The organism is Cryobacterium sp. TmT2-59 (genome assembly GCF_004403545.1).
In the GTDB taxonomy this organism is placed as follows: domain Bacteria; phylum Actinomycetota; class Actinomycetes; order Actinomycetales; family Microbacteriaceae; genus Cryobacterium; species Cryobacterium shii.
Genome location: NZ_SOGM01000045.1, coordinates 12,727 through 38,140, shown reverse-complemented (window position 1 = coordinate 38,140; position 25,414 = coordinate 12,727). Strand labels below are relative to the sequence as shown.

Here is a 25,414-nt window from a genome sequence, read left to right as displayed (position 1 = left end):
CGACGTCGACGAGCCGGCGGCCCGCGCGCGGGCCGCCGGAGCCAGACGTTCGGAGGCCGGGGCGCGGCGAACCCGGGCCGGGCGCTCGCGGGGCTGGTCGGCGCGCAGCTGGGCGCGGGTGGGGAAGGGGATCGCCGTTGCCGTGGTCACGGCCGAAACGGGAGCCTGCAGTCGCTCGACACCGGGCGCGGCGGCTTCCATGGCCGGTTCCGGCACGAGCTCGTCCGCAGCGGGGACTTCCACGCTCTCGAGCGGCTCAGCGTCCGGAACGGCGGCTTCGACGAGCTCGACCGGTGCGGCGATGAGGGGCGCGGCAGCGACAGCCTCGCGCGACGCCCGCGCGCGATCGCGCGCATCGCGTTCGCGCAACTCGCGACGCGTAAGGTGCTTCTTCGCGGGGTCACTCGCATCGGGCGAAGGTGCAGCCGATGTTGAAGAGTGAGGGAGCAAAAGGCAGATCTTTCGGCGCGGGGGCGGAGTCACAGTAGTCTTTTCGGCCACTGCAAAAGTAACGAATCACTACACGCTACCAACAGAAGGCCGAATCACCCATTCCGCGAGACGGAATGACACCCGAAAGCGGGGGGGCAAGCATCCGTCTCGACCGCCTGCCCACGAGCCGTCGAGACGGCTCACCTCCCCCGTCTTTCCGGGGCTGGGAGGGGTGCCGGGCGCTACCGGTCAGGGCCGCCGGTCGCCATCCATGAACTCGCCGAACAGGTCGGCCAGGATCGGCTCGAGCGCCGAGTAGAGGTCAGGGGCGCCCGCGATCACCAGGTCGATTCCCTCCCGGTCCGCCCCGAAGCCGCCGACGCGGGCCCCGGCCTCCCGGGCCACCAGCGCGCCCGCCGCGTGATCCCAGGGCTTGAGCCCGCGCTCGTAGTAGAGGTCCAGACGGCCCGCCGCCACCGAGCACAGGTCGAGCGACGCGGCGCCGATGCGACGGATGTCCCGCACCCGGCCGATCAGGCCCCGCACCACGTCCGCCTGCCGCAGCCGCTCGTCCGCCCGGTAAGAGAATCCGGTGCCCAGCAAGGCCAGCGGCACCGGCGCCGCGGTCGGCACCCGCAGCCGGCTCTCGCCCAGCCAGGCGCCGGCGCCGACGGACGCGCTGAACAGCTCGTCGCCGGACGGGTTCCGCACCGCACCGGCGAGCGTTCGCCACGTGGCCGGATCGGGGTCTCCCTCGACGACGGCGATGCTGACCGCCCAGGCGGGGATCCGGTAGAGGTAGTTGACGGTGCCGTCGATCGGGTCGACCACCCAGGTGAGCCCGGATGTGCCCGGCGTCGCCTCCGACTCCTCGCCGAAGAATCCGTCATCCGGCCGCGCCGCGGCCAGCAGCCGGCGGATGAGCGTTTCCGTCTCCCGGTCCGCCTTCGTGACGATGTCTTCCGGGGACGACTTGGACGCGGCGATCTGAACGCCCTCGGCTCGGCGCCGGGCGGCCAGCTCCCCCGCGGCGAGCGCGGCGTCCTGGGCGAGACGCAGCAATTCGGTTGAGCCAGGAGTTGTCATGGCTCAACGCTACGGCGTGCGGAAGAAAGAGTGGCAAGTGAGGGATTCGAACCCGCTAAACAGCCCCGGAATGACGCGGGAATCTCAGCACAACCCCGGAATATCAAGGGTTTTGAGGGTGCTTCGATTCTTAGATCACGTTTGAATTGTGGGGAGTTGTGGGGTTTCTGTGGGGCTAGACCGTCGACACTGCGGGCAGCTGCGCGAAGACCAGCTCTCGCACGGCATCCGTCGTGCCCCTGATCAGTTCGGACACCGGCTCGTTCTCCCCTAGGCTCCCTTGAGCCAAGCTCGCACTTGAGCCTCCGGCGGGACGTTGAGCAGGATCCACCGGTTGCTGCCGTCTTGACGCACGTCCCCGTGAACCCAGACCTCGGTGCCTTCCTTGGACAGCTTCTTGACCAGGCGACTCCACAGCCTCGCATCGTCGGCAGGCAGGAAGCCCACGTGTCGCTTGTCCTGATAGACGGCGACCGCGTTCTTGTCGTACTCGTTGCCCGGGTCTGCCATGAGCTGGAACGGGCCGATTCCGCTGCCACGAATGGCCGGCTGCCGGTAGCTCACTCCGGCCACGGGCATCGTGTCCGTTGCGTTCGGCAAGTAGTTCACTGTGCGCTTGCGGCTAAAGAATCCCATGGTGTGCTCCCCCGTTTGACTAGATGATCGCAAGGGTCGGGGGCGTCCCGCCTGTCCCAGTCCGAGGGGCGCCGGGCTGGCATTCTCGCGCGCGACCCCCTCGGTGCGTCCCGGGGGGAGAAAAAAGGAAGAGAGGGCGGTCGTCCGTATCCCCGTTTCTTTAAAATAAATGCCGGGTCAGAGGGTTGATCCACAAAACAGGAAAGCCCCCGGCCTGGTGAGGTCGAGGGCTGTTCACTGTGTGAGTGTGTCGCGGTCGTCTTCGACTGCGGACACTCGATGCGCTGGTCGGGTCATTGCGCATGAAAGGAAATGCGCTATCCGGCCATCCATTCCGTTGGTCCTCGGTGTTCGTGTGCGTGTCGCGCTGCACGAGTCCTGGGCGGTGAGGTTGACGCAAGCTGTGTTGGTGGTACCGCCTGCACCGGGAGGGGGTGCAGGCGGCACTCACGAGGGGTTAGGCGATGCCGTTGATCATGTGCGCGGCCAGCACGACAGTGATCTCATCCGTCGACATCACACCGCCCCCAATGCGTTCTGTCTGCGGAGCACCGCGTGCGCGACGGCGAGCGGATCCGCAGGACTTGAGATGTGCCAGATGTTGCCGCCCGAGTTGCCGGCCGACGTGGTGCCTACGCGGTCGAGCGGAATGACGGACGCGCCCTTGGGCAGGTGCAGCAGCTCAGGGCCACGCTCACCAACAAGCGCCATGCCCGCCGTAAGCGCCGTTCCACCCGTGGCGAGCATTGGGATTTTTCCGACCTGAATGTTGAGCTTGCCGCCCGTCGCCTTGGACAGTGCAGCGCCGACCGTGTTCACGCCGCTGATGGCATCGTTGATGATGCCGATCGCCGTGTTCAGCCCGCCCTTCATGCTGCCGATCCCAGCGATGATTCCACGGCCGAGGCCGGCCATGATGTTCACGCCTGCGGTGTGCAGCAGATCGCCAGCAGTTGCGAACACGCCACTGATGCGCCCAGGAATGCTCAGAACTGTCCCCATCGAAACGGCAACACCCGTAATGAACCCGTCCTGCATCCTGACCACCGCGGGATGCACCGTGTCGACTGCGGCCCGGATCTTGTCAAAAGTGGTCCGGTTTGTTTCGCCGAAGGTGGTGACATTGAGGCCCTGCTCGCCGAGCTGGTACCCGAAGTCGTAGAGCGCTGGCTGAACCTTCTCCCAATACGTGGAATTCATGCTTTCAAAAACCGGAACCACATCTGTCCGAATGAAGCTGGAAAAGTCCTTGAGCGCGGGTAGCCCGTCATCCACAAACCATGTGCTGAAGTCCTCCACGGCCGGCATGATGTCTTCTTCGACCAGCGTTGCCAGGTCGTCAAGCGCCGGCATCAGCGACTCGCCGATCTTCTCCTGGATCTCGCCGAACCTGTTCTTCAGGATCTCAAGCTGGCCCGCCGCGCTTGCGCCCTCCTTCTCAGCAAAACCGCCAACCTTGTCCGAGAGCGACCCCACGATTGAGTCGAAGTTTCCCGCGAGAGTCCCTGTGTCCGTGAAGTCGACACCAATGTCTTTCAGCGAGCGCCCCTGACCGAGGAGCGCCTTGCCGAGCCCCTCGGCAGCAGTCGGCAAGTCCTTACCCGTCTTCGCCGCATAGTCCTGTAGCAGCGGCGTCAGCTTCTCAAGCTGTGCCCCCGTCAGCCCGAACTGGGCCAAGACGGCCTGGCCCGACGAGGCCGCGTCATCGTCAAACCGGGTCTTCTTCGCAAGGGCCGAGTTCAGTTTTCCGAGCTTGTCGATGTTCGTATCGGCCAGCTTCGGGAACCGGGAGAACGCGTCAGCCAGTTTCGCCTGTGCGGTCTGCGCCTCAGCGAACGCCTTCACCGAGTCGATGCCAAAATCCACGACCGCCTTGGCTGCGAACGCTAACCCGATCGCTGAGGCCATTTTCCCCAGCTTCGAGCCCATGCTGTCTGCCGCATCACCAATGCCCTTTATCGCCTTGGATGCTGTCTTGTCGCGCCCGAAAATGTCGAACGTCAGAGTCTTACTAGCCACTGGGATCCACCGACCTAGACGATGCCGGTGATCTTGTGCACGGCGAGGGCGTTGATGACGCCCAAGTCGATGCGAGTGGTGAGGCGGATCGCGGTCGAGTTGGTGTTGAAGGCGTAGTCCTCGGAGTAGGCGAGGTTCACGTCTTCACCGACTCCCACGATCACCTGGTCGAGGTCGACGGCCAGAGCGTTGGCCGCGGGCATGTTCGCCGTGACGTAGACCGGCGAGCCGAACAGTGTCGGCTTGTCCGCGTTGGCGAGGTCGGGCATGAGCAGGTAGCGGCCCGTGGTGTCCTTGATGCCGCGGATCGAAGCCCAGCCGGCCGGGTTGAGGTAGAACGCGATGCGGCTGCGGTCGGCTCCGGCGGCCTCGAGGTTGGACTGCACGGTCAGCAGCTTGTCAATGGTCAGCGTACCCGCGGCGGCGAGGGTCTGAGTACCGGACGCGGTGAGCAGCCCGTAGATCCGCTTGGGCGATGCGGCGCCCGTGCCGGTGAACAGGTCGCCCTCGATCTTGGACGCGGCCTGACGCAGCAGGTCGGCGGAAACGATCTCTCGCGCCTGCCCGTTGCTGTCGGCGAGAACCTCATTGGCAACCAGGGTCATGGCCGCGTAGGACACAGGCTCGAGCGTGACGGACGTGAGGCCGGGGTCGCTGGGCGCGATCGCGTCGGTGTCGTTGCGGGCTCCCACGGTCACGCTGGAGCTGATGACGGGGTAGCGCTCGGCGTGCTCGGAAATGGTGACGAACCGCGGGCCGGAGGTCAGAAAGACGCTCTTGGCACGGAGCCGATCGAACCACTGGTTCGCGCTTGCCGTGGTGAGCAGCACGCCGGCCGACGAGCTGCCGAGTGCGCGCTGTTCGGTCGCGAGCTCCTGGTACTCGGCGCGGGAGGGGACGAGGGACGCGGCGCGGACTTCACCGAACACGGGGCGGTCGTTGCGGTTGTCGCTTCCGAGAGTCAGGAATGCGGCCTCCGACATGGCGTTGCTGCGAGCGTCGCTGTCGGTCTGGTCGATCCGCTGGTTGAGTGCGCGGATGTCGTCGGTGTGGCGCTTGTAGTCCTGGTCTTCCGCGACGCTGAGGTTGCGGTTCTCGGTGCGTGCTGCGGTCAGCAGCCGCTCGGCCGCGGTGAGGGCGGCTTTCTTCTTCTCGAGCAGCTCGGTCTTGTAGTTCACGGTGTCTCCTTGGGTAGTTGCTTGCGGCCCTGCCGGAAATGGTTGAGGGCTTCTCGGCTGATTCGGTAGCGGCCGGCGACAGATTCGGCTTGGAGTCGTCCCGCGGCGATCGCTGTGCGAACGCCCCGATCTGTCATTCCGAGTAGAGCTGCAACGATCGTTGTTGAGAGCCATTCTGAGGATGCAGGGAGTTCCGGCGGTGCTGCTGTAGGGGTGCCGGTGACGGACTTAAGCCAGGCGTTCTCAGCGATATGGAACGCGACAAGCAGCGCGTCGACCTCCGCGTCGATGCCGACATTGGTGCGCCTGAACGTGTCGAGGCCGGCGTACCGGTTCAGGTACGCGCACACCCGCGCGGGGACGACGATGACGCCGCCCCCAGCGTGGATGTAATGCTCAGCGGGTCGAGCTTGTGCGCGTGTCACGGCGTCGGCCCCTTCTCGAGGTCATCCATGCGTTCAATCGGTGACATGTCACAACTGGGGCAGGTGTCGAAGCCGCCGACCTCAGCTGCAGGGTGCAACGGATACAGGCAGATGCGACAGTCCGTCCACTCGTCGGGGTCGGCCCCCAGCGAGGCGCGCCACTCAGAGACGCACGGGTAGCAGATGCCGAGCCCGTTCGTGCGCTCCCGATGCTTGGCACACGTGGGGGCAGGCTTGTCGAGGTCGAGTGACAGCAGCCACCGGTAGGGCCGGCCAGGCTCCACGGTCGGCCACTCCAACAGGACGCCCATCAGGCAGCCCTGACGCGGCGAGTCTTGCCGTTCTCGGTGACGTACGCATACCGAGGTGCAGCGTCAGTGACTTCCCCCGTCTGCTCGTTCACAGTCTCGGTTTCGTCAAGACCTGAAGGCTCTAAGTACTCAGCCTGTCCTTGCCTTGCCTGTCCTGTCCTATCCTGTGCTGTCCCCCGGGACACGTCCCCGGGATCATCCCCGGGACTAGGGGTGAAGGTGGGTCCGTCTGGCTTTCGCTCGGCTCGCTGTCGTCGCTTCTTGTCGCGGTCGGCACGTCGGGCGTTGTCCAGTGTCTCGAGGTCGTGCCGGCTTGTCTGCGTGGCAGCGAAGTCCTCGATGGTCCATTCACCCGATCGCCCCGCCCAGAGCTCGGCGGCCTCGAACGCTGCGGGTGCCGTCATGCTGAAGCCGGGGATCAGGGTCAAGTCCTGGTCGGTCAGCACGCCGTCCGTGCGATTGGACACGCTCCACAGCGTCGCCATGACGTAGGACCGGAAGTGCTCGGCGCTCAGCCGATTGATCCGCCTATCGTTCAGGTAGCGCTCGGGAAGTCGTGAGTCGGTCATGGGTGCTCCTTACGGCCACTCGGAAGCGGTGGTCGGGTGCTCGATCTTGTGCGCCAGCTCGATCAGCTTGATCGCCAGCTTTCGAGCCTCGGTGGGAGTCATCGGGATGCGTGCGCCCCATTCCTCGGACACGACCTGGATGCACTCGTCGGCGCCAGACATCCCCTTGACGGCGTACAGGATCGGTTCGTCGTCTTCTGCAACGGGAGGATCGGCCTCGGCGGCCAGACAGTGAAGTCGAGTCCCGAGCCTGCGGGCGTCCGCGGGGCTCAAGTAGTCCTCTCGCGCGTCGAGGTAGATGAACGGGCCATTGTTGGCCGCGACGAGGTGGAGGATCACAGTGCCGCTCCATCGTTGATCAGGTAGCGGCCACGATCGACACTCGACCCGTTGTCGGCATTGCAAAGGGACTTCATCAGCAGGCTGTCGGGCTGCACGATGAAGCCGGCCGCGGTGGCGACGATCGGGACGGCTGCCCCGCTGAGGTCGCGAGCGATCACGGCGGAGACGTGCCCGGCGAGTGCGGGCGTGGGCTGCGTATCCCCATTTTCGATCCGGGCGAGGTAGTTGGGCGAGATGCCGGCGAGGTCGGCCACGTCCTCGACAGTCAGCCCGGCGGACTCCCTCAGGACGGCGAGGGCGTGAGCGGGCTTCAGGCGGTCGAAGAGGCCGTCGAGTTCCTGCGCGGTGAAGCCTGCCCGAATGATGGCGGACACGGGCTCGTCGGCCCAGTTGGGGTGCGCCTCGATCCACGCCTGAGCATTCCAGCCCCTGTCGGTGGTGGTCGTTACGGTGGTACGTTCGAACATGATTGTTCCCTTACTTCGTGGTTCGGTGAATGTCGCTGCCGTCGTTGCCCTGCCAGGCGCGGCGGCTTTTTCTTTGCTCGGCACTAGACCGCCTCGAGCGCGGTCCCGATCCGTGCCGACCCTTCAATCCAGGCGATGACCTCGGATTCGAGGTAAACGACGGTCTTGGGTGTCGGCTTGCGGTATCGCGGGCCCTTGCCCGTGAAGCGGAGCTGCGCCAGCCCACCCTTCGTGAGGCCGGGGACGATCTCGCAGACCTGCTCGGGCGAAAGGTACTTTGTCATCTCGGTTCCAATCTTCATTGCGACAATTATGAGTGTTTGTGGTCGCATTAATTACAATAGCACCCATCGTCGTTTACACAAACACATTCGCGTGTAAACTGTCGAAATGACAATTGAACCAATTGGGCGGCGAGTCGCCGGCTATCGAAGAGCGGCAGGCTTCAAGACAGCCGAGGAGCTGGCCGCCGCCATTGCCAACCCCGCCATAACGAAGTCCACGATCCAGAACGTCGAGAGCGGGCGGAAAGCGGACCTATCCGTCATGCAGCTGCTCGACATATCCAAGGCGCTTGGAATCCCGCCTGTCGCGCTCGTGGTCCCCATCAATCAGCCGTTTGACAGAGCGAGAATCCCCGGAGCAAGTGAGGCCGTTTCGCAGATGACGAATTGGGAGCTGGTGGAGTGGCTCACGATGCGCGAGGAGGGCGGAACGAGGACCAGCCTCGGCTTGTGGATAGGCAATGTCATGACGCAAATCGAACGACTTGTCGAAGCTGTGCGCGAATTCCCCGATGCCTACCAAGCAAGTCAGATCAAACAAGAAGTGATTCAGTACACGGCCACGTCGCCTGAAGGGGACGAGTACCTGACCTATCACAATCCGAACGAATGGGCAGAGAATCAGGTCTATCAGCTCGCCCAACAAGCGCAAGATTCATATCACACGCTCAAAAACATCACTAAGACGATGGACCTGAGCTGGGCGGAGGGCCCATGGCTGGATGTCGATCTGGGCTCTGATCGTCTTGGGTAGCCTCCACGCTTCCGAGACATCCGCAGACGGCCTCTACCCGTTAGACCCCGCCGCACATGGTGCTCTCCACCCACGCGACCACTTCGGACTCAACGTAGAGAACCGTCTTGGGGGTCGGCTTGCGGTACTTCGGACCCTTGCCGTGAAAGCGGAGCTGTGCGAGCTGGCCACGGGAGACTCCGGGCAGCATCAGGACAACCTGGTCGGGGGTGAGGTAGACGGGCATGGTGTTCTTTCGGTCAAGGGTCCGGCCGCGACCGTGCGGTCACCTTCGGAGAGACCGATGTTCGGTCCTACTAAGTGGCCATGCGGCGGAAATCGACGAACCGCAGAAATTGCCCGATCGGCGCCCTTCTAGGCACCCACCCCGAATCCGCCGCATGGCTTAGAAGTAGCGGCCACCCGGCAGCTACGAACAACGGAGCACAACATGGGCAGCATCGAGAAATACACCACCAAGGCCGGAGTCCGGTACGTCGTCAAGTACCGCGACCCAGACCGGAAGTCGCGCGAAAAGGGCGGCTTCGCGCGTAGGAAGGATGCTGAGGGCTACCTCGCCGACATCACGGTCGCGACGAACCGCGGCGAGTACGTCGACCCACGAACGGCCAAGGTGACAATCCACGACCTCGGCGTTGAGTGGATCGGCAATCAGTCGCACCTCAAGCCTTCAGCCTTCCGCGTCGTCGAGAGCGGCTGGCGCGTGCACGTGGAGCCAGAGTGGGGCCACAGACGCATCGGAGAAATCCGACACTCCGAGGTTGTGTCATGGGTGACGAGGATGACGGCCAACGGAGGAAAGCCACGTTCAGCGAGCGTCGTGATCCGTGCTTTCGGTGTGTTGGCCGCGATCCTCGATGTCGCCGTGCTCGACAAGCGGATCTCCACGAATCCGGCCCGCGGTGTGAAGCTCCCGCGCAAGGGGAAGAAGAAGCGCGCCTACCTCACGTCCACCCAGGTGGAGCTCCTCGCGATGCACGCCGGCGAGGCTGCGACGTTGGTCTACCTGCTCGCCTACACGGGCCTCCGCTGGGGCGAGGCGATCGGCCTGCGGGTCTCGTCTCTCGACACCCTCCGGCGCCGGATGCTCATTGAGGAGAACGCCGTACTCATCGGCAGCCACGTCGAAGTCGGCACGCCCAAGACGCACGAGAACAGGAGCGTCCCATTTCCGAAGTTCCTGTCAGTGCCGCTCGCTCGAGCGTGCGAGGGGAAGACCCGCGGACAGCTGGTCTTCGGTGCGGGTGACGTCCACTTCCCCCGGTCCCAGAACCAGAGCGGATGGTTCATCAAGGCCGTGCGCGCCAGTCAGGCGGACGACCCCACCTTCCCCTCGATCACGCCGCACGACCTCCGGCACACCGCGGCGAGCCTGGCGATCAGCGCCGGCGCGAACGTGAAGGCAGTGCAGCGGATGCTCGGCCACGCCTCCGCTGCGATGACGCTCGACACCTACGCGGACCTGTTCGACGACGACCTCGACGCGGTTTCCGAGCGGATGGATGCGGTGCGTGCTGAAACAGTTGTGGGGTTCTCGTGGGGGAAAGAGGCCTGAGGGACGCGAAAACCCCCGGAAACACAGGGTTTCCGGGGGTAAGTGGCTGTGGCAAGTGAGGGATTCGAACCCCCGAAGTCTAAGACGGCTGATTTACAGTCAGATCCCTTTGGCCACTTGGGTAACTTGCCAATGCGCACCCGACCATATGAAGAACACGTGACCGGAGGCGCTCGAATAGAATACAAGGTTTTTGTCCCCAGTAAGAAATCAGCCCCCGCACCCGGCACTGATCGGCTGGTGGATAAGATCAGAGAAGGCCTGTTTGTCACTTACTTAAGGAACCCAATGGTCGGCATCGACGAGGTTGCTCGGCACGCGGGAGTCTCCACCGCCACCGTTTCGCGCGCCCTGAGCGGCAACGGGCATGTATCCCCGTCGACCCGGCTCAAGGTGGAAGCCTCGGCCGATGAGCTGGGCTATGTCGTCTCCTCCACCGCCTCGAGCCTCGCGTCGGGCCGGATGAAGAACATCGGCGTCGTGGTTCCGTTCCTCAACCGCTGGTTCTTCTCCAGCGTCGTCGAGGGCGCCCAGAAGGCCCTGCTGCGGGGCGGCTACGACCTCACCCTCTACAGTCTCACCGGCGGAGAGGCCGAGCGCCGCAGCGTGTTCGAGCACTTCCTGCTGCGCCAGAGAGTGGATGCCGTGATCGCCATTTCGCTCGAACTCACCGAGGACGAGGTGGCCCGCCTGCATGCGCTGCAGAAGCCGCTCGTCGGCATCGGCGGCCCGATCGAGGGCGTGCGTACCCTGACCGTCGACGACGTCGCCATCGCGCGGCTCGCGACCGAGCATCTCCTCGCTCTCGGCCATACCCGCATCGCCCACATCGGCGGCAACAAGGACCTCGACCTGGACTTCCACCTGCCGACGAACCGGAGGGTCGGTTACGAACAGGCCCTGGCCGAGGCCGGCGTCGTGCCGGACCCGGCCCTCTTCCAGGCCGCTGACTTCACCATGGGCGGCGGGTACCAGGCGGCCAAGCAGCTCCTGGGCAGCCCCTACGACCGGCCGACCGCGATCGTCGCGGCGTCCGATGAGATGGCGATCGGCAGCATCCTCGCCGCCCGCGACCTGGGCCTCGTCGTGCCGCGGGACGTCTCCGTGATCGGGGTCGACGATTACGATCTCGCCGAGTTCTTCGGTCTGACCACGATCGCGCAGTTCCCGCAGGGGCAGGGAGAGAAGGCCGTGGAGATCCTGCTGGACCGGCTGCGCCCCGGCCAGAACCGGTTGTCGTCCCTGAACACCCCGATGCCGTTCGAGCTCGTCGTGCGCTCGACCACCGCCCGGCCCGGCGAATAACCCCGGCAGTCCAACGCTCGCGGGCCATCCGGTCAGTCCGGAACCCGCCCTCTCGCCTTGATCAGTGGAACAACCGATGCTTGACTCGTCGCATCTGCACACGCTGGGCCCAACACGAGAGAAAGGTTGCATCAAATGCCACGATTCATGGACGTGCACGACGGATTCGTCGGGGTCACAAAGGAACAGCTGGCCGAAGCGCACGCGGCCGACGTCGCGATTCAGGACGAGGAGGGCATGACCTTCGAGAAAGCCTGGCTTGATCCCGAGTCGGGCAAGGTGTTCTGCTTGTCCACCGGGCCCTCGAAGGAGGCGGTCATGCGTGTCCACGAGAAGGCCGGCCACCCGACAGGGGAGGTCTACGAACTCGCTGTCGAGGTCTGAGGCCAGCCAGTTTTCGCGTCACCCGCGCCGCCAGCCGAGTCGGGCCGCGCCTTCGAGCGCGGCCCGACCGGGCGAATAGTCGCCCACTGGGTACTATTGCAGGCATGGCAGACTCAACGTTCGACATCGTCAGCAAGGTCGACCCGATGGAGGTCGACAACGCCCTCAACCAGGCGCATAAAGAGGTCGCGCAGCGCTACGACTTCAAGAACGTCGGCGCCTCGATCGAGATGAGCGGGGAGAAGGTGCTCATGAAGGCCAACTCCGAGGAGCGGGTCAAGGCGATCCTCGAGGTGTTCGAGTCGAAGCTGATCAAGCGCGGCATCTCGCTGCGCAGCCTCGACGCCGGCGATCCCTTCGCCTCCGGCAAGGAATTCCGGATCGAGGCCTCGATGAAGGCCGGCATCGACCAGGAGAACGCGAAGAAGATCAACAAAATCATCCGGGACGAGGGCCCCAAGGGCGTCAAGAGCCAGATCCAGGGCGACGAGCTGCGGGTCAGCTCGAAGAGCCGCGACGACCTGCAGGCCACGATGGCCCTGCTCAAGGGCAAGGACCTCGACGTCGCCCTGCAGTTCGTCAACTTCCGCTAGCCACCGAGCCGCCGCCCTCCTCTCGCCGCCCCGGCACCGGGCACCCGGCCACCGCCACCCGCCACCTCCGGCCCGCCGGCGCCCCACCCCCGCCGCCGCGCTCACCAATTCGACGGAGATTTTGCCGATTGCGGCCCGAAAACCCCGAAGAGGGTGTTTTTACCGCAGGATCTCCGTCGAATTCGTTAGGAGCGGGTCAGCCCTCGCCGCGGGAGATCTCGACCATCTCGTCACGCGGCACGACCTTGACGCGCACGCGGCCCTCTGCGGCGCCGAGCGCGAGCTCATGCTGGTCGAGCCGGTGCCAGCCGTCGAGGTTCGTGTACTGGATGCCGCGCTCGTCGAGCAGTTCGACGATGCTCTCCTCGGAGTGGGACTCCGGGCGCCACCAGTTTCCGAGGTCGTTGATCAGGTGACGCACGGTCTCCATGGCGTCGGACTTGGTGTGGCCGATCAGCCCGACCGGGCCGCGCTTGATCCAGCCGGTGGCGTAGACGCCGTACATCTGCGTGTTGGCGCCCTTCGAACCGAACGACGGGTCACCCTTCCAGAGCACCTGGCCCTCCCGGTTGGGGATCACGCCGTGCTTCTTGTCGAACGGCACGCCCGGCAGGGGCGACCCGAAGTAGCCGACGGCGCGGTACACGGCCTGGATCGGCAGTTCGCGGATCTCGCCGGTGCCGACGACGCCGCCCTGCCCGTCGGGGGCCGTGCGCTCGAAGCGGATGGCCCCGACCCGGCCGGTGCCGTCGTCGACGATCTCGAGGGGCTTGGCGAAGAAGTGCAGGTGCAGCCGGCGGCTGGCGGTGCCCGCCGGACGCTCGCGCCATTTGTTCAGGATCTTGTCGATCACGAAGACCTGCTTGTTGCTGGCGACGGCGTCGCGGGCGGCATCGTCGTAGTCGAAGTCCTCGTCGTGGACGACGATGTCGACGTCGCGCAGCTCGCCCAGCTCCCGCAGTTCCAGTGGCGTGAACTTGACCGAGGTCGGTCCGCGACGGCCGAACACGTGCACATCCGTCACCGGCGAGGCCTTCAGGCCCTCGTACACATTGGCCGGGATCTCGGTGCTCAGCAGATCGTCGGCGTGCTTGGCCAGAATGCGCGAGACGTCCAGCGCCACGTTGCCGTTGCCGATCACGGCGACCTCCTTCGCCTCCAACGGCCAGGTGCGGGGCACGTCGGGGTGGCCGTCGAACCAGCTCACGAACCGGGCGGCGCCGTAGGAGCCCTCCAGGTCGATGCCCGGGATACTCAGGTCGGCGTCGTGCACGGCGCCGGTCGCGAAGATGACGGCGTTGTAGTGCTTCTTCAGGTCGTCGAGGGTGATGTCGATGCCGAACCGCACATTGCCGAAGACGCGGATGTCGCCGCGGTCGAGCACATCGCGCAGGGCGGTGATGATGCCCTTGATGCGGGGGTGGTCGGGGGCGACGCCGTAGCGGACGAGCCCGTAGGGCGCCGGCAGGTGGTCGAACAGGTCGATCGAGACGTCGAAGTTCCGTTCCGCCTTGAGCAGGATGTCGGCGGCATAGATCCCCGCGGGTCCCGCGCCGACAATGGCCAATCGCAACTTGGTCATGGGAGCCTTTCTAACTGGATCGTTCCACGATCGTGTCGGCGAAACGGGTGAGGGCCTTCTTGACCGAGCCGTCGGGCAGGGGGGCGAGCGCCTCGACGGCGTCGTGGGCCCAGCCGTGCGCCTCGGAGAGGGTCTGGGCGGTCACGTCGTGCTCGCGCAGGGCGGTGATCGCCGAGTCGGCGGCCTCGGAGACGGCGCTGTTGCTGGTCATCACGTCCCGTTCGAGGCGTTCGAGCAGTGCCGCGGCCGCCGCATCGTGCTGGGCCCGCTCGCGCAGGCGCAGCAGCGGCAGCGTCGCGACGCCGGCGCGCAGGTCGGTGCCGGGCACCTTGCCGGTCTCCAGCGGCTGGGGCGAGAGGTCGAGCACATCGTCGATGAGCTGGAAGGCGACGCCGATCCGCTCGCCGAATTGGATCACCGGCTGCTCGAATTCGTCCGGCGCGTCCGAGAAGATGATCCCGGCCTGCGCGGCGCAGGCGATCAGGGACCCGGTCTTGTCGGCGAGCACCTGGATGTAGTGCTCGACGGCGTCTTCGTCGGCGCGCGGGCCGACCGTTTCGTGCAGCTGGCCGAGCACGAGTCGTTCGAAGGTGTCGGACTGCAAACGGATGGCCCGCTCTCCCAGCCGTGCCATCAGCTGGTTGGCGCGGGCGAAGAGCAGGTCCCCGGTCAGGATGGCGACCGAGTTGCCCCAGACGATTTGGGCGCTCGGCACACCGCGGCGCTGGTCCGCGTCATCCATCACATCGTCGTGGTACAGCGAGGCCAGGTGGGTGATCTCGATGGCCGTCGCCGCGGTCACCACGTCGGCGAGATTGCCGTTGCCGAGGTGCGCGGTGAGCAGGGCGAGCATCGGGCGCACGCGCTTGCCGCCCGCGTTCAGCAGGTAGCGGGTGGTGACGTTGGCGATCTCATCCGTGAAGACGATTTCGCCGAGCAGGCTCGCCTCGACCTGCTCGAGGCCGGCGTCGATGCCGGCGGCCAGGCCACGGTCCTTCGCGCTCGAGAAGATCCGGTCGCTGAGGCCGAGCTGGCTCGTCACGGAGGAGCCGCGACGGAACAGGGGGAGGCTCGGTTTCACTCTGTCAGCCTATCGATGGGTTCTGGGAGGAATCAGGACGTTACGGCCGCGGCATCCGCCGGCTTGACGCCGCGGTGCAGGGCCACAATACCGAGCGTCAGATTGCGGTAGGCGACGGCATCGTAGCCGGCATGGCGCAGCCAGGCACTCAGGGTCGACTGGTCGGGCCAGGCCGCGATCGACTCGCCGAGGTAGTCGTACGCCTCGGCGTTCGACGAGGCGAGCTTGACGACAAGAGGCATGACGTGATTGAGGTAGGCGAAATAGCCGGCCCGGATCGGCGCGAACGGCGGGGTGGAGAATTCGCAGATCACGACGCGGCCGCCGGGCTTGGTCACCCGGTAGAACTCGGCCAGCGCCTTCTTCGGCTCGACCACGTTGCGCAGGCCGAACGAAATCGTCACGGCGTCGAACTCGTTGTCGGCGAAGGGAAGGGCGGTGGCGTCCGCCTGCACGAATTCAACCTGGGGGTTGCCCGCGTGGCGTTCACGGCCGACGTTGATCATGCCCTCGGAGAAGTCGGCGGCCACGACGTGCGCGCCGGTCCTGGTCAGCGCGACGCTGGAGGTGCCGGTGCCGGCGGCGATGTCGAGGATGCGTTCGCCGCGCTTCGGGTTCACGGCGCGGGTCGCGGCCATCCGCCACAGGGCCGCGTTTCCGACCGACAACACCGCATTCGTGCGGTCGTAATGGGTGGAGACCTGATCGAACATGGCAGCGACCTGCTCGGGCTGCTTATTGAGGTCTGCTCTACTCACTCCCTCAGTCTAGGTTGCCCCGGACTCGGCAGGCATCCAGACCGGCTGGCCTAGGCTGAGGACGTGAATGCTCAGGCCTTAACGGTTGAAACCACCCCCCTCGCCGACATCCGCCAACTCATTCTTCTGCTCGACTCGCACGACCCGCTGCTCTGGATGCGCCGCAACCAGGGGCTGGCCGGCATCGGCACGGCCCTGCGGCTCGAATTCTCCGGTCCCACCCGGTTCGAGGATGCCGCAGCAGCCTGGCGCGAGGTCGTCGCCGCTGCGACCGTGACCGACCCGCTCGCCCGCACCGGCACCGGCCTGCTGGCGTTCGGCGCGTTCGCCTTCGACGACACCTCGGCCCAGACCAGCGTGCTGATCGTGCCGCAGGTCATCGTCGGCCGCGAGAACGGCCTCTGCTGGGTGACCCGCGTCTGGCCCACCGGCACGACGCGGCCGGCGATCCCGCTCGGCCTGCACCCCCTGGGCAACGAGTACCGGATCTCCCTGCTCCCCGGCGCGCTGACGCCCGACGGGTATCGCCGGGCGGTCGGCGAGGCCGTGGGCCGGATCGCGGCGGGCGACCTGAACAAGGTCGTGCTGGCCCGTGACCTGGTCGGGCGGCTGCCCGCCGAGTCCGACCTGCGCCGGGCCGTGAGCGAGCTCGCGCTGGGCTACCCCGACTGCTGGTCCTACGCCGTCGACGGCCTCGTCGGCTCCAGCCCGGAGACGCTGATCCGCGCCGATCACGGCGAGGTGAACGCCCGCGTGCTCGCCGGCACCGTGTCCAGGGGCGCGGATGCCGCGTCCGACCTCGAGGCGGCCCTTCAGCTGGCCACCTCCACCAAGGACGGCGACGAGCACGCGTTCGCCGTGCAGAGCGTGCTCGCCTCACTCCGGCCGCACACCTCGCACCTCACCACGAGTGAGATCCCGTTCACGGTGAAGCTGCCGAACCTCTGGCACCTGGCCACGGATGTCGAGGGCACCCTGAGCGACGGATCGAACTCGCTCGACCTGATCGCGGCCATGCACCCCACCGCCGCGGTCGCCGGCACCCCCACGCAGACGGCCCTCGCCCTGATCCGCGAGCTGGAGCCGTTCGACCGGGGCCGCTACGCCGGACCGGTCGGCTGGGTCGGCGCGGACGGCGACGGCGAGTGGGCCATCGCGCTGCGCTGCGCCCAGGTCAGCCCCACCGGCGACGTCACCGCCTACGCCGGTTGCGGCATCGTGCTCGACTCGGAGCCCGACCGCGAGCTCGCCGAGACCCGGATGAAGTTCCGCCCCGTCGTCGAGGCCTTCGGCTAGCCCGTTCCCCCTCCCCCCTCGCCCCCGGCGACCCCCAGGCGACCCCCAGGCCCGCGAGTGCGGGCAAAACGCCGGCATGGGTTGGGCTATACCGACGTTTTGGCCGCATTGGCGCCCGTTAGGGGATTCTCGGGTCAGGTGGCGGCCAGGCGAGCCTTCTCCTGGGCGACGTCGAACGTGGCGGCCGGCCAGGTCAGGTCGAGGCGCTGCAGGGCGTCGATCAGAAGGTGCTGCACGACCAGCCGGGCGTACCATTTCTTCTCCGCCGGCACCACGAACCACGGCGCCGCCGAGGTCGACGTGCGTTCAAGGGCGATCTGGTAGGCGTCCATATAGGCGTCCCATCGCATCCGTTCGTCGACGTCGCCGGGGTTGTACTTCCAGTGCTTGTCCGGCCGTTCCAGCCGCTCGGCCAGGCGTTCCTTCTGGTCGTCCGAGCCGATGTGCAGCATGACCTTGATGATCGTGGTGCCCTGGCCGACGAGTTCGTTCTCGAACTGCCGGATCTTCTCGTAGCGGTCCTCAATCTCGGCGGGCGAGGCCAGCGCGCGCACCCGGCCGACCAGCACGTCCTCGTAGTGTGAACGGTCGAACACCCCGATCAGGCCGACCTCGGGCAGTCGCCTGCGCACCCGCCAGAGGAAGTCGTGGGCGCGTTCCTCCTCGGTGGGAGCCTTGAAGGCGGACAGACGGACGCCCTGCGGATCGACAGAGCCGACGACGTGGCGCACGATCCCGCCTTTGCCGGCCGTGTCCATGGCCTGCAACACGAGGAGCACCCGGAGCGGGTCGCCGGACCGGCTGTTCGCGAACAGCATCTCCTGCAGGTTTGAGAGTTCGCCGACCCCGGCGTCGAGGGCGGCGTCGGCGTTCTTCTGCCCCACCCCCGCGAAGCCGGGCGTGCCGCCGGGGTCGACGTCGGCGAGCCGGAATCCGGCGGTGACTCGCAGCCGCTCCCTCGGATCGTCCGTCCAAATTTTCTCATTGTGTCCGCCCACGGTGCGCCCCTTCGTCACCTCCAGTCTGGCTCGGCAGGCTCGCGCACGCCAGCAGCAAGGCGGCGCGGCGACTCAGGCGACTCGGCCGACGAAACCGATCAGCGAGTCAGCGGCACCTCGAGGAGGCTCGGCCCGGCATGCGGCGCGGTGAGGGCCCGCTCGAGGTCACTGCGGGTCGCGGCCAGGCCATAGGACCAGCCGTAGGCCGCGGCCAGGTTCGCCAGGTCGATCTTCTGCGGGGTGAAGAGCACCCGGTTGACGGATTCGGCCCGGGCGGATCCGGCCACCTCGAGACCGTCGAAGATGGTGCCGCCGCCGTCGTTGCCCACGATCACCTGCAGGCGAGGCAGGGCCTCGCCCGGCGAGAGGAGGAGGGATCCGACGTCGTGCAGCAGGGTCAGGTCGCCGAGCAGCAGCCGGGTGACTCCGGTGGATTGCGGCGTCGGTCCGGTCTGGCTGGCCAGCGCGATGCCGACGGCCGTGGCCACGGTGCCGTCGATGCCGGCCAGGCCGCGGTTGGAGTGGGCGGAGATCTTCTTGCCCGGAACCCGGCGGTCGGCCTCGCGGATCAGCCGTGACGCCCCGAACACGAGCCGGTCGTGCGGCCAGGAGGCACGCCACACGGCGTCCACGAGCATCGGCCGGCTGATCGGAGCGCGCATGGCGGCGAGCTCCTGCCGGGTGATGCCGCGTTCGCCGATCGGGGTCGCATCCCGTGCGACCTGGACGGCCAGCAGGTGGCGGCTGGCCATGACCCAGCGGCCGAGCCATTCCCGTGCTTCCGGGCGCTGGGCCGCCTGCGCCGTCTCCTCCGGCACACTGGCCGCGCGGGCGAAGACACGCACGCGGTGCCCGGGGTTGAACCACTCGGCGCCCGTCGGAGCGACCACGATGGTGTCCACGCCGTCCTGCTTGAGCAGGGCCGGGATCTCGCGGCTGAGGGTGGGGTGGCCGAACACGATCACGCGTTCGATCCGTGCGCCCAGGTCCGATGCGTTCAGCAGCTCCCGGTAGACGGCCACGAGGTTCGGCCCGAACCGGGCGCCGCTGCACACCTCTGCCAGCAGGGGCCAGCCGCCGGCGCGAGCGAGTTCCTCGGCCGCAGCACCCGCCCCGGCACCCGCGATCACCACCGTGCGCGGGCCGGCCTCGACCACGACGACCGGCACCGACCGGTCGTCCGCCCGGGCAGGAGCAGGGGCAGGAGCAGGAACGGAGGCAGGAACCGAGGCAGCTTCAGCAGGCGGTTCAGCAGCAGGTTCACCGGCCGGGTGCTCGAGAATCTCCTCGGGGGTGAGAACCACCGGGGCCGACAGGGGCTCCCGGAACGCCAGGTTCAGCTGCGCCGGACCCGGGTCGGCCGAGAACGCGCCGGTTGCCGCATCCGTCGCCTGCCGGGCCAGGGCCACGGCCACCGCGTGCTCTTCGGCCGCCCCATCGGGCGCCGGAATGTCGACGCACAGGCGGGTGGCCACGCCGAACAGGCCGGGCTGCACGGTGGTCTGGTTCGAACGGATGCCGCGCAGCTCGCTCGGCCGGTCGGCCGTGAGCAGGATCATGGGCACCCCGGAGTGATGCGCCTCGAGCACGGCGGGATGCAGGTTGGCCACGGCCGTGCCGGAGGTGCAGATGACCAGGGCGGGCAGTCCGGACTCGACCGCGAGCCCGAGCGCCAGGAAGCCGGCGCCCCGCTCGTCGATGCGCACGTGCAGCCGGATCAGGCCGATCCGCTCCAGCTCGGCGCAGACGAGCGCGAGGGCCTGGGACCGGGCGCCGGGGCTGAGCACCACATCACGGAGCCCGAGGCGCACGAACTCGCCCAGGAGGGCGACGCTGAAGTCCGTGGCCGGGCTACCGCTGGCGACGCGTTCAGGCATCCCGACGGCCAGGCAGGTCGCCTTCGCCTGGTTCGGACTTCTTCGGTTCCAACCCGCCGGCGCCGGTCTGGCCGGGGCCGCCGGGGTTCCGGGAATCCGGGGTGCCGATCTCCTTGTCGAGATCGGCGAGTTCCTGTTCGAGGGCCCGGAGGTGTTCCTGCTCTGACTTGGCCCGGTCGAGGCCCTTGAGGAAGTCGATGTCGTCGTCCGGGGCGACGGAGCGCACAATTCGGCCGCCGTTCCGGCCGGCGCCCGTGCGACCACGACCGATCAGCAGCCAGAGCACGGGCCCGATCACGGGGATCAGGATGATGACGAAGATCCAGACCCAGCGCGGAAGCCCGCGCACGCGGGAGTGTTGGAGCAGCGCGCAATCCACCAGCGTGTAGATGGTGAGGATGACGACGACGACACCGAGGGCGAACAGCAGGCGGACCATGCAAATAGTTTAGGGCGCTCAGCCGTGAGATCGGTGAGTGATCGTTCATGCCCGCGACCTAAACTGAAGGCATGAAAGCTGTTCCCGCCTGGCTGTCCTACTCGGTCCTCCGCGTGCTCCTGTTCGCCGTTCCGCTCGCGGTCCTGCTCACCCTCCAGTTCGAGTGGTGGCTGGCCACGGGTCTGGCTGCCCTGATCGGGGTCAGCCTGTCGTACATCCTGCTGCGCAAGCCGCGCGAGAAGGTCGCCCTCGACCTGTACCAGGCGCGACACCCGGAGAAGGACGTGATCCACCCGGATGCCGCCTCGGAGGACGCCTCGCTGGATCGCGCCGAAGCGGCCGCCGCGTCGGAGTCATCCAGAGTACAGGCGTCGGAGTCGCCCAAGGCGTCAGAGCGCGAACGCCAGGCCGAGTAGCACGCCGTAGGCCAGGGCCGAGAAGCTGGTCAGCTTCAAGACCAGGATCAGCTCGGCCGACGTCTTCGCCGTGACCGTGATCACCGCGGCCGGCAGCGCCAGCAGCAGCACGAAGAACGTGAAGCCGGCCAGCGGGTAGAACAACCAGAAGAACCCGGCGATCCCGAACGGCACCAGCAGGAACACGCAGAACGCGATCCGGGCGGCCCGGTTTCCGATCAGCACCGCCAGGGTGCGTTTTCCGGACGCCTTGTCCGGCATCAGGTCGCGCAGGTTGTTGACCATCAGCACGGCCATCGCGATCAGGCCGATCCCGACGCCGCTCAGCCAGCTTTCCGTGTTCACGGTGCCGACCTGCACGAACGTGGTCCCGATCGTGGCGACCAGGCCGAAGAAGACGAACACGAAGACCTCGCCCAGCCCGAAGTAGCCGTACGGCTTGCGGCCCCCGGTGTAGAACCAGGCCGCGACGATGGCGGTGGCGCCCACCAGCAGCAGCCACCACTGCCCGGTCAGCACCACGAGCGTGAGGCCGGCCAGCGCGGCGAGGCCGAAGAAGGCCAGCGCCACGGTCAGTACGCTGCGCGGGGTGGCTGCGCCGCTCCCGGTCAGACGGGCGGGCCCGATCCGGTTGGCGTCGGTGCCACGGATGCCGTCGGAGTAGTCGTTGGCATAGTTCACGCCGATCTGCAGGCACAGGGCCACCACCAGGGCCAGCACCGCGCGCACCGGGTGGAAGACACCGGGGCCGCTGGCGACGATGGCCGCCCCCGTGCCGAGGGCAACGGGCGCGATGGCGAGCGGGAGCGTGCGCAGGCGCGCCCCGGACACCCAGTCCGCCGCCGTGGCGGGACCGGACCGTCCGCGCGCGGCCACCGCGCTCTGGCGTGCCGGATTGCCGGATTTGCCGTGCGTCTTCGTGGACGCCGGGCGGTTCGCTCGCTGCTGTGTGGGCCGTTCCGGCCGCGCTCTCTGTGTCACGCGCCCATTTTACGGGTCACCGACCCGGTTCGTGCCCCCGCTCGTGCCCGGGTTCGCCCGCGCCGCGCAGATCGTCCAGGAGCCGGCCGAGCGCCTGCCGGTCGGGTTTGCCGGAAGCGAGGTGCGGGATCGCGGACACCGTCACGATCCGCGCGGGCCGGGCGGCACGGCCCAGAACGGATGCCACCGCCTCGCCGGCTCGGGCGAGCGCGGCCGGATCCGCGCCCGGCCCGGTCCCTGCCCCGGCAGCGCCGTCCCGCACGATCACCGGGACCTGCCCCCATTGCGGGTCGTCGACCCCGACCACCTGGGCCTCGCCGAGGCCGGGCAGTGCGCGCACGATCCGTTCCACGGCGTCCAGCGACACCTTCTCGCCCCCGGAGATGATCACGTTGTCCATGCGCCCGAGCACCCGCACGACCCCCGTGGCGTCGTCCACCTCGCCCAGGTCGCCGGTGCGGTACCAGCGCACCCCGCGCACGTCGACGAAGCGGTCGCGGGTGAGCTCCGGGTCGTCCAGGTAGCCCTCCGCGAGCACCGAACCCGAGATCTCCAGCTGCCCGGCGACCGAGCGCACCTCGGTGTTGCCGATCGGAATCCCGTTGTAGACGCAGCCGCCGGCGGTCTCCGAGGAGCCGTAGGTGGTGATGAGGTTCAGGTCGAGTTCCCGCGCGCGCTCGAACAGCCCCGGCGGCAGGGCCTGGCCGCCGACCAGGATGCCGGTGAAGCGGCGCAGCGTGGCCCGGAGAAAACGGTCATCGGCGGCCGCTGTGACCAGCCGCGCCAGCTGCACCGGCACCACCGAGGTGAAGCGGGACGGATCGGTCAGCAGGTCGGCATGGGCGGCGAAGACCGCCGGATCGAAGTGCCCGGCCGGCAGGACCACGGGCGTCGTGCCGGCGGCGAGGGAGCGCACGAGCACCTGCACGCCCGCGACGTAGTGCGCCGGCAGGGCCAGCAGCCACTGGCCGGGGCCGCCGAGCCGCCCGCTGGACGCCGCCGCGCTGCTGAGCAGGGCGTCGGTGCTGAGCATCACGCGCTTGGGCCGCGCGGTCGACCCCGAGGTCTCGATCACCACGGCCACCTGGCGTGGCACCCGCGCCGGGTCCCGGTCCGCGCCCACGCCCACGCCCACGCCCACGCCCGGAACGGTCGGCGCCCCGGTTTCGGGGTCCGGCCCCGGCACCGGCATCACGGCGTCGTCGCTGTTGGCCAGCGCGCGCCGCAGCGGTTCCATCAGGTCGAGCGGGTCACCGACGGGGACCACCCGCAGCACACGGGTCATGGCCGCCTAGAACTGCCAGTCGTACGGGCCCCAGTCGGGGTCGCGCTTCTCGAGGAAGGCGTCGCGCCCCTCGACGGCCTCGTCCGTGCCGTAGGCGAGGCGGGTGGCCTCCCCGGCGAACACCTGCTGGCCGACCAGGCCGTCGTCCACGGCATTGAAGGCGAATTTCAGCATCCGGATGGCGGTGGGCGACTTGGTCAGGATGGTGCGGGCCCAGTCCAGCGCCAGGGCCTCGAGCTCGGCGTGCGGCACGACCGCGTTGATCGCCCCCATCTCGAGGGCGCGCTGCGCGGAGTATTCGCGGGCGAGGAAGAACACCTCGCGCGCGGCCTTCTGCCCGACCTGCCGGGCGAAATAGGCGCTGCCGTAGCCGGCGTCGAAGGAGCCGACGTCGGCATCCGTCTGCTTGAACTTGCCGTGCTCGGCGCTGGCGATGCTGAGGTCGCAGACCACGTGCAGGGAGTGCCCGCCGCCGGCCGCCCAGCCGGGGATGACCGCGATGACGACCTTGGGCATGAACCGGATCAACCGCTGCACCTCGAGGATGTGCAGGCGTCCGCCCCGCGCCTTGTCGATGCCGGACGCCGTCTCGCCCTCGGCATACTTGTAGCCGTCCCGGCCGCGGATGCGCTGGTCGCCGCCCGAGCAGAACGCCCAGCCGCCGTCCTTCGGGCTCGGTCCGTTGCCGGTCAGGAGCACCACGCCGATGCGGGGGTTGATCCGCGCGTCTTCCAGGGCCGCGTGCAGCTCGTCCACGGTGTGCGGGCGGAACGCGTTCCGCACCTCGGGGCGGTTGAACGCCACCCGGGCGATCCGACCGGTCAGATCGTGGTGATACGTGACGTCGGTGAGAGCGTCGAAACCCGCGACATCCTGCCACTGGGTCGGGTCGAAGATCTCGGAAACCTGTTCGATCATGCCCCCAGCCTACGCGGGCGGGGCGACCCGCCTGATCCTGATCACTACCCCTCGAAAGCGGGCCAAGTCAACCCCCTTGAGGGCCACGATTTCACAATGTGTACTGGTCATCTCAGTTCGACTCGGAGGTAGTGATGGCCGACACCGGCGCACGCGCAACAAGCCGCGAAATGAAAAAAGCAGCAACCGTGACGAGGACAATGAACAATATGCAGGGCCGGGACATCGGAATCAACGAAATCTCCCCCACCGAATGGCGGGTCAGCGATCGCCTGATCGCCGACGGTGACGCGTCGGCCCTTCTCGGCTTCATCCAGCGCGTCGATGACGCCTTCGAGGTGACCAACCTCGGCCGCCCGCGGGAACGTTCCTACTTCTCCTCCTTCGACCGCGCCACCGCCAGCCTCACCATGCGCCAGGCCCCCGCCGGGGCGGTGCTCCGGTGAGCAACGCGGCGCGCCAGCCGCACCGGCCCGACGCGACCCTCCTGGATGCCCCGGCGACCGCGACGTCGCCACGTTCGGCGGCCGCGGCGTCCACGCCGGCGTACGGCCGCGGCAGCACGGATGCCTTCGGCGACTACCTGCGCCGCATCGGCCGGGGTCCCCTCCTCTCCGCGGTCGACGAGGTCGAACTCGCCCAGCGGATCGAAGTCGGCCTGTTCGCGGCCGAGAGACTGACCGAAGGAGTCGACGACTCGGCACTCGCTCGCGAACTCGCCNTCGTGCAGGACGGCAACATCGGCCTCGTCCGCGCCGTCGAGAAATACGACTTCATGACCGGCTTCAAGTTCTCCACCTACGCCACCTGGTGGATCCGCCAGGCCATCCACCGCGGCATGGCCGACAAATCCCGCATGATCCGCATCCCCGTGCACACCGCGGAGAAGCTCAACAAGATCAAGCGCATCCGCCGAGACCTCACCGGCACCCTCGACCGCGAGCCCAGCCTGCAGGAGCTCGCCCAGGCATCCGAGATTCCCGCGCACGACGTGTCCCGGCTGCTGCAATACGACAACGAGCCGATCTCGCTGCACACCCCCGTCGGCGACGGTCTCGGCGACATCTCCGAACTGATCATCGACGATGACCTGCCCCAGCCGGACGAGTACGCGACGCTCACGCTCCGGAAGGCGGACATCGAGTTCTATCTCGAGGCCCTACCCGCCCGGGAACGATCGATCCTCACGGCGCGGTTCGGCCTGGACGGAGGCGCACCCTGCACCCTCGACCAGATCGCGGCCATACAGGGCGTCACCCGGGAACGCGTTCGGCAGATCGAGAAGCGCGCGCTCGGCCTGTTGCACGTTCCCCGGCTCGAGCGCTATCTGCGGGACTAGCCAGACCCGGTCAGGAGACCGGACCAGGGCCCGCCCCCCCCCCCCGAATTGAGCGTAGAGTTGTTGGTTCAATCGGGATATCGTCTGAAGCAAGCGATGTCGGG

At 67.6% G+C, this 25,414-nt stretch carries 29 protein-coding genes, 1 tRNA gene and 1 pseudogene; 9 read left to right on the top strand and 22 right to left on the bottom strand.

Features of this window, described 5'->3' with window-relative positions; translation table 11 throughout:
- The 11 genes and pseudogenes from E3T24_RS07785 to E3T24_RS07745 form a co-directional block, all read right to left on the bottom strand.
- A pseudogene (locus E3T24_RS07785) lies at positions 1 to 369 on the bottom strand (hypothetical protein); the annotation flags it as partial.
- 312 nt (positions 370 to 681) lie between these two features.
- Positions 682 to 1,518: an inositol monophosphatase family protein gene (locus E3T24_RS07780; protein ID WP_134367032.1), complete on the bottom strand. Its 837-nt coding sequence runs from the start codon at positions 1,516 to 1,518 to the stop codon at positions 682 to 684.
- 270 nt (positions 1,519 to 1,788) lie between these two features.
- A complete protein-coding gene (locus tag E3T24_RS07775; RefSeq protein WP_134434493.1) occupies positions 1,789 to 2,154 on the bottom strand; it encodes an HIRAN domain-containing protein in 366 nt (121 codons plus the stop codon).
- 516 nt (positions 2,155 to 2,670) lie between these two features.
- The gene (locus tag E3T24_RS07770) at positions 2,671 to 4,173 is read right to left on the bottom strand and encodes a hypothetical protein (RefSeq protein WP_134434492.1); all 1,503 of its coding nucleotides are present in this window, start codon (positions 4,171 to 4,173) and stop codon (positions 2,671 to 2,673) included.
- Between the two features lie 14 nt (positions 4,174 to 4,187).
- Positions 4,188 to 5,351: a phage major capsid protein gene (locus E3T24_RS07765; RefSeq protein ID WP_166789188.1), complete on the bottom strand. Its 1,164-nt coding sequence runs from the start codon at positions 5,349 to 5,351 to the stop codon at positions 4,188 to 4,190.
- Positions 5,348 to 5,776, bottom strand: coding sequence for a helix-turn-helix domain-containing protein (locus E3T24_RS17315; protein ID WP_166789187.1), 429 nt, complete (start codon positions 5,774 to 5,776; stop codon positions 5,348 to 5,350). Before E3T24_RS17315 ends, E3T24_RS07765 begins: the two co-directional genes overlap by 4 nt.
- Positions 5,773 to 6,087, bottom strand: coding sequence for a hypothetical protein (locus tag E3T24_RS17310; RefSeq protein WP_166789186.1), 315 nt, complete (start codon positions 6,085 to 6,087; stop codon positions 5,773 to 5,775). Before E3T24_RS17310 ends, E3T24_RS17315 begins: the two co-directional genes overlap by 4 nt.
- Positions 6,087 to 6,656 (bottom strand): hypothetical protein, encoded by a 570-nt coding sequence (locus E3T24_RS07760; protein WP_134434490.1) that lies wholly within the window; start codon positions 6,654 to 6,656, stop codon positions 6,087 to 6,089. The genes E3T24_RS17310 and E3T24_RS07760 overlap by 1 nt, the downstream gene beginning before the upstream one ends.
- A 9-nt stretch (positions 6,657 to 6,665) precedes the next feature.
- A complete protein-coding gene (locus E3T24_RS07755) occupies positions 6,666 to 6,995 on the bottom strand; it encodes a hypothetical protein (protein WP_134434489.1) in 330 nt (109 codons plus the stop codon).
- Complete coding sequence (locus tag E3T24_RS07750) at positions 6,992 to 7,465, bottom strand: helix-turn-helix transcriptional regulator (RefSeq protein ID WP_134434488.1); 474 nt, start codon at positions 7,463 to 7,465, stop codon at positions 6,992 to 6,994. Before E3T24_RS07750 ends, E3T24_RS07755 begins: the two co-directional genes overlap by 4 nt.
- Before the next feature lie 83 nt (positions 7,466 to 7,548).
- The gene (locus E3T24_RS07745; protein ID WP_241978649.1) at positions 7,549 to 7,767 is read right to left on the bottom strand and encodes a hypothetical protein; all 219 of its coding nucleotides are present in this window, start codon (positions 7,765 to 7,767) and stop codon (positions 7,549 to 7,551) included.
- An 88-nt stretch (positions 7,768 to 7,855) separates the two neighbouring features.
- Between E3T24_RS07745 and E3T24_RS07740 the strand changes: the two genes are divergently transcribed.
- On the top strand, positions 7,856 to 8,503 hold the full coding sequence (locus E3T24_RS07740; protein ID WP_134434487.1) for a helix-turn-helix transcriptional regulator: 648 nt from the start codon (positions 7,856 to 7,858) through the stop codon (positions 8,501 to 8,503).
- 40 nt (positions 8,504 to 8,543) lie between these two features.
- Here the strand turns inward: E3T24_RS07740 and E3T24_RS07735 are convergent, their stop codons facing one another.
- Positions 8,544 to 8,729, bottom strand: coding sequence for a hypothetical protein (locus E3T24_RS07735; protein WP_134434486.1), 186 nt, complete (start codon positions 8,727 to 8,729; stop codon positions 8,544 to 8,546).
- A gap of 204 nt (positions 8,730 to 8,933) precedes the next feature.
- Here E3T24_RS07735 and E3T24_RS07730 point away from each other — a divergent pair, with 204 nt between their 5' ends.
- Positions 8,934 to 10,058, top strand: a complete 1,125-nt coding sequence (locus E3T24_RS07730) for a site-specific integrase (protein ID WP_134434485.1) — start codon at positions 8,934 to 8,936, stop codon at positions 10,056 to 10,058.
- A 49-nt stretch (positions 10,059 to 10,107) separates the two neighbouring features.
- On the opposite strand, the gene E3T24_RS07725 is transcribed toward E3T24_RS07730, so the two are convergent.
- Positions 10,108 to 10,189, bottom strand: a tRNA-Tyr gene (locus E3T24_RS07725).
- A 157-nt stretch (positions 10,190 to 10,346) separates the two neighbouring features.
- On the opposite strand from E3T24_RS07725, the gene E3T24_RS07720 reads away from it, so the two are divergent.
- The 3 genes from E3T24_RS07720 (at position 10,347) to E3T24_RS07710 (ending at position 12,340) form a co-directional block, all read left to right on the top strand.
- Positions 10,347 to 11,363, top strand: a complete 1,017-nt coding sequence (locus E3T24_RS07720) for a LacI family DNA-binding transcriptional regulator (protein WP_160141084.1) — start codon at positions 10,347 to 10,349, stop codon at positions 11,361 to 11,363.
- Positions 11,364 to 11,498: 135 nt separating this feature from the next.
- On the top strand, positions 11,499 to 11,747 hold the full coding sequence (locus E3T24_RS07715) for an SCO4226 family nickel-binding protein (RefSeq protein ID WP_134367028.1): 249 nt from the start codon (positions 11,499 to 11,501) through the stop codon (positions 11,745 to 11,747).
- Between the two features lie 104 nt (positions 11,748 to 11,851).
- Positions 11,852 to 12,340, top strand: a complete 489-nt coding sequence (locus E3T24_RS07710) for a YajQ family cyclic di-GMP-binding protein (RefSeq protein WP_104170455.1) — start codon at positions 11,852 to 11,854, stop codon at positions 12,338 to 12,340.
- Between the two features lie 196 nt (positions 12,341 to 12,536).
- Here the strand turns inward: E3T24_RS07710 and E3T24_RS07705 are convergent, their stop codons facing one another.
- From E3T24_RS07705 to ubiE, 3 genes are read right to left on the bottom strand one after another with little or no spacing between them, the layout of a single operon-like run.
- Positions 12,537 to 13,922, bottom strand: a complete 1,386-nt coding sequence (locus E3T24_RS07705; RefSeq protein ID WP_134367027.1) for an FAD-dependent oxidoreductase — start codon at positions 13,920 to 13,922, stop codon at positions 12,537 to 12,539.
- A gap of 10 nt (positions 13,923 to 13,932) precedes the next feature.
- Positions 13,933 to 15,003, bottom strand: coding sequence for a polyprenyl synthetase family protein (locus E3T24_RS07700; RefSeq protein WP_134402809.1), 1,071 nt, complete (start codon positions 15,001 to 15,003; stop codon positions 13,933 to 13,935).
- Positions 15,004 to 15,035: 32 nt separating this feature from the next.
- Positions 15,036 to 15,761 (bottom strand): bifunctional demethylmenaquinone methyltransferase/2-methoxy-6-polyprenyl-1,4-benzoquinol methylase UbiE, encoded by a 726-nt coding sequence (gene ubiE, locus E3T24_RS07695; RefSeq protein WP_134402810.1) that lies wholly within the window; start codon positions 15,759 to 15,761, stop codon positions 15,036 to 15,038.
- A gap of 63 nt (positions 15,762 to 15,824) precedes the next feature.
- Here ubiE and E3T24_RS07690 point away from each other — a divergent pair, with 63 nt between their 5' ends.
- Positions 15,825 to 17,057 (top strand): isochorismate synthase, encoded by a 1,233-nt coding sequence (locus E3T24_RS07690; protein ID WP_241975920.1) that lies wholly within the window; start codon positions 15,825 to 15,827, stop codon positions 17,055 to 17,057.
- Positions 17,058 to 17,191: 134 nt separating this feature from the next.
- On the opposite strand, the gene E3T24_RS07685 is transcribed toward E3T24_RS07690, so the two are convergent.
- From E3T24_RS07685 to E3T24_RS07675, 3 genes are all read right to left on the bottom strand, one after another.
- Positions 17,192 to 18,055 (bottom strand): PPK2 family polyphosphate kinase, encoded by an 864-nt coding sequence (locus E3T24_RS07685; RefSeq protein WP_134367023.1) that lies wholly within the window; start codon positions 18,053 to 18,055, stop codon positions 17,192 to 17,194.
- 98 nt (positions 18,056 to 18,153) lie between these two features.
- Entirely contained in the window at positions 18,154 to 19,932 is a 1,779-nt protein-coding gene (gene menD, locus E3T24_RS07680; RefSeq protein ID WP_134367021.1) for a 2-succinyl-5-enolpyruvyl-6-hydroxy-3-cyclohexene-1-carboxylic-acid synthase, read from the bottom strand.
- Positions 19,925 to 20,371: a PLD nuclease N-terminal domain-containing protein gene (locus E3T24_RS07675; RefSeq protein WP_134367019.1), complete on the bottom strand. Its 447-nt coding sequence runs from the start codon at positions 20,369 to 20,371 to the stop codon at positions 19,925 to 19,927. Before E3T24_RS07675 ends, menD begins: the two co-directional genes overlap by 8 nt.
- Positions 20,372 to 20,442: 71 nt before the next feature.
- Between E3T24_RS07675 and E3T24_RS07670 the strand changes: the two genes are divergently transcribed.
- Complete coding sequence (locus E3T24_RS07670; RefSeq protein WP_134367017.1) at positions 20,443 to 20,787, top strand: DUF4229 domain-containing protein; 345 nt, start codon at positions 20,443 to 20,445, stop codon at positions 20,785 to 20,787.
- Here the strand turns inward: E3T24_RS07670 and E3T24_RS07665 are convergent.
- From E3T24_RS07665 to E3T24_RS07655, 3 genes are all read right to left on the bottom strand, one after another.
- Positions 20,761 to 21,663, bottom strand: a complete 903-nt coding sequence (locus tag E3T24_RS07665) for a 1,4-dihydroxy-2-naphthoate polyprenyltransferase (protein ID WP_134367048.1) — start codon at positions 21,661 to 21,663, stop codon at positions 20,761 to 20,763. The genes E3T24_RS07670 and E3T24_RS07665 overlap by 27 nt on opposite strands.
- 121 nt (positions 21,664 to 21,784) lie before the next feature.
- Positions 21,785 to 23,053, bottom strand: a complete 1,269-nt coding sequence (locus tag E3T24_RS07660) for an AMP-binding protein (RefSeq protein ID WP_241975921.1) — start codon at positions 23,051 to 23,053, stop codon at positions 21,785 to 21,787.
- Between the two features lie 6 nt (positions 23,054 to 23,059).
- Complete coding sequence (locus E3T24_RS07655; RefSeq protein ID WP_134367015.1) at positions 23,060 to 23,971, bottom strand: 1,4-dihydroxy-2-naphthoyl-CoA synthase; 912 nt, start codon at positions 23,969 to 23,971, stop codon at positions 23,060 to 23,062.
- A gap of 200 nt (positions 23,972 to 24,171) precedes the next feature.
- On the opposite strand from E3T24_RS07655, the gene E3T24_RS07650 reads away from it, so the two are divergent.
- Together E3T24_RS07650 and E3T24_RS07645 are read left to right on the top strand one after the other, a co-directional pair.
- Positions 24,172 to 24,417, top strand: coding sequence for a hypothetical protein (locus E3T24_RS07650; RefSeq protein ID WP_134434484.1), 246 nt, complete (start codon positions 24,172 to 24,174; stop codon positions 24,415 to 24,417).
- Positions 24,414 to 25,310: a sigma-70 family RNA polymerase sigma factor gene (locus tag E3T24_RS07645; RefSeq protein ID WP_241978648.1), complete on the top strand. Its 897-nt coding sequence runs from the start codon at positions 24,414 to 24,416 to the stop codon at positions 25,308 to 25,310. The genes E3T24_RS07650 and E3T24_RS07645 overlap by 4 nt, the downstream gene beginning before the upstream one ends.
- Positions 25,311 to 25,414 lie beyond the last annotated feature (104 nt).

Excerpts from the sequence above, each read along its gene's own strand:
- E3T24_RS07780 (WP_134367032.1), bottom strand. The coding sequence starts at position 1,518 with ATGACAACTCCTGGCTCAACCGAATTGCTGCGTCTCGCCCAGGACGCC.
- E3T24_RS07775 (WP_134434493.1), bottom strand. The coding sequence starts at position 2,154 with ATGGGATTCTTTAGCCGCAAGCGCACAGTGAACTACTTGCCGAACGCA.
- E3T24_RS17310 (WP_166789186.1), bottom strand. The coding sequence starts at position 6,087 with ATGGGCGTCCTGTTGGAGTGGCCGACCGTGGAGCCTGGCCGGCCCTAC.
- E3T24_RS07760 (WP_134434490.1), bottom strand. The coding sequence starts at position 6,656 with ATGACCGACTCACGACTTCCCGAGCGCTACCTGAACGATAGGCGGATC.
- E3T24_RS07750 (WP_134434488.1), bottom strand. The coding sequence starts at position 7,465 with ATGTTCGAACGTACCACCGTAACGACCACCACCGACAGGGGCTGGAAT.
- E3T24_RS07745 (WP_241978649.1), bottom strand. The coding sequence starts at position 7,767 with ATGAAGATTGGAACCGAGATGACAAAGTACCTTTCGCCCGAGCAGGTC.
- E3T24_RS07740 (WP_134434487.1), top strand. The coding sequence starts at position 7,856 with ATGACAATTGAACCAATTGGGCGGCGAGTCGCCGGCTATCGAAGAGCG.
- E3T24_RS07735 (WP_134434486.1), bottom strand. The coding sequence starts at position 8,729 with ATGCCCGTCTACCTCACCCCCGACCAGGTTGTCCTGATGCTGCCCGGA.
- E3T24_RS07730 (WP_134434485.1), top strand. The coding sequence starts at position 8,934 with ATGGGCAGCATCGAGAAATACACCACCAAGGCCGGAGTCCGGTACGTC.
- E3T24_RS07720 (WP_160141084.1), top strand. The coding sequence starts at position 10,347 with ATGGTCGGCATCGACGAGGTTGCTCGGCACGCGGGAGTCTCCACCGCC.
- E3T24_RS07715 (WP_134367028.1), top strand. The coding sequence starts at position 11,499 with ATGCCACGATTCATGGACGTGCACGACGGATTCGTCGGGGTCACAAAG.
- E3T24_RS07710 (WP_104170455.1), top strand. The coding sequence starts at position 11,852 with ATGGCAGACTCAACGTTCGACATCGTCAGCAAGGTCGACCCGATGGAG.
- E3T24_RS07705 (WP_134367027.1), bottom strand. The coding sequence starts at position 13,922 with ATGACCAAGTTGCGATTGGCCATTGTCGGCGCGGGACCCGCGGGGATC.
- menD (WP_134367021.1), bottom strand. The coding sequence starts at position 19,932 with ATGCCTGAACGCGTCGCCAGCGGTAGCCCGGCCACGGACTTCAGCGTC.
- E3T24_RS07675 (WP_134367019.1), bottom strand. The coding sequence starts at position 20,371 with ATGGTCCGCCTGCTGTTCGCCCTCGGTGTCGTCGTCGTCATCCTCACC.
- E3T24_RS07670 (WP_134367017.1), top strand. The coding sequence starts at position 20,443 with ATGAAAGCTGTTCCCGCCTGGCTGTCCTACTCGGTCCTCCGCGTGCTC.
- E3T24_RS07660 (WP_241975921.1), bottom strand. The coding sequence starts at position 23,053 with ATGACCCGTGTGCTGCGGGTGGTCCCCGTCGGTGACCCGCTCGACCTG.
- E3T24_RS07655 (WP_134367015.1), bottom strand. The coding sequence starts at position 23,971 with ATGATCGAACAGGTTTCCGAGATCTTCGACCCGACCCAGTGGCAGGAT.
- E3T24_RS07650 (WP_134434484.1), top strand. The coding sequence starts at position 24,172 with ATGAACAATATGCAGGGCCGGGACATCGGAATCAACGAAATCTCCCCC.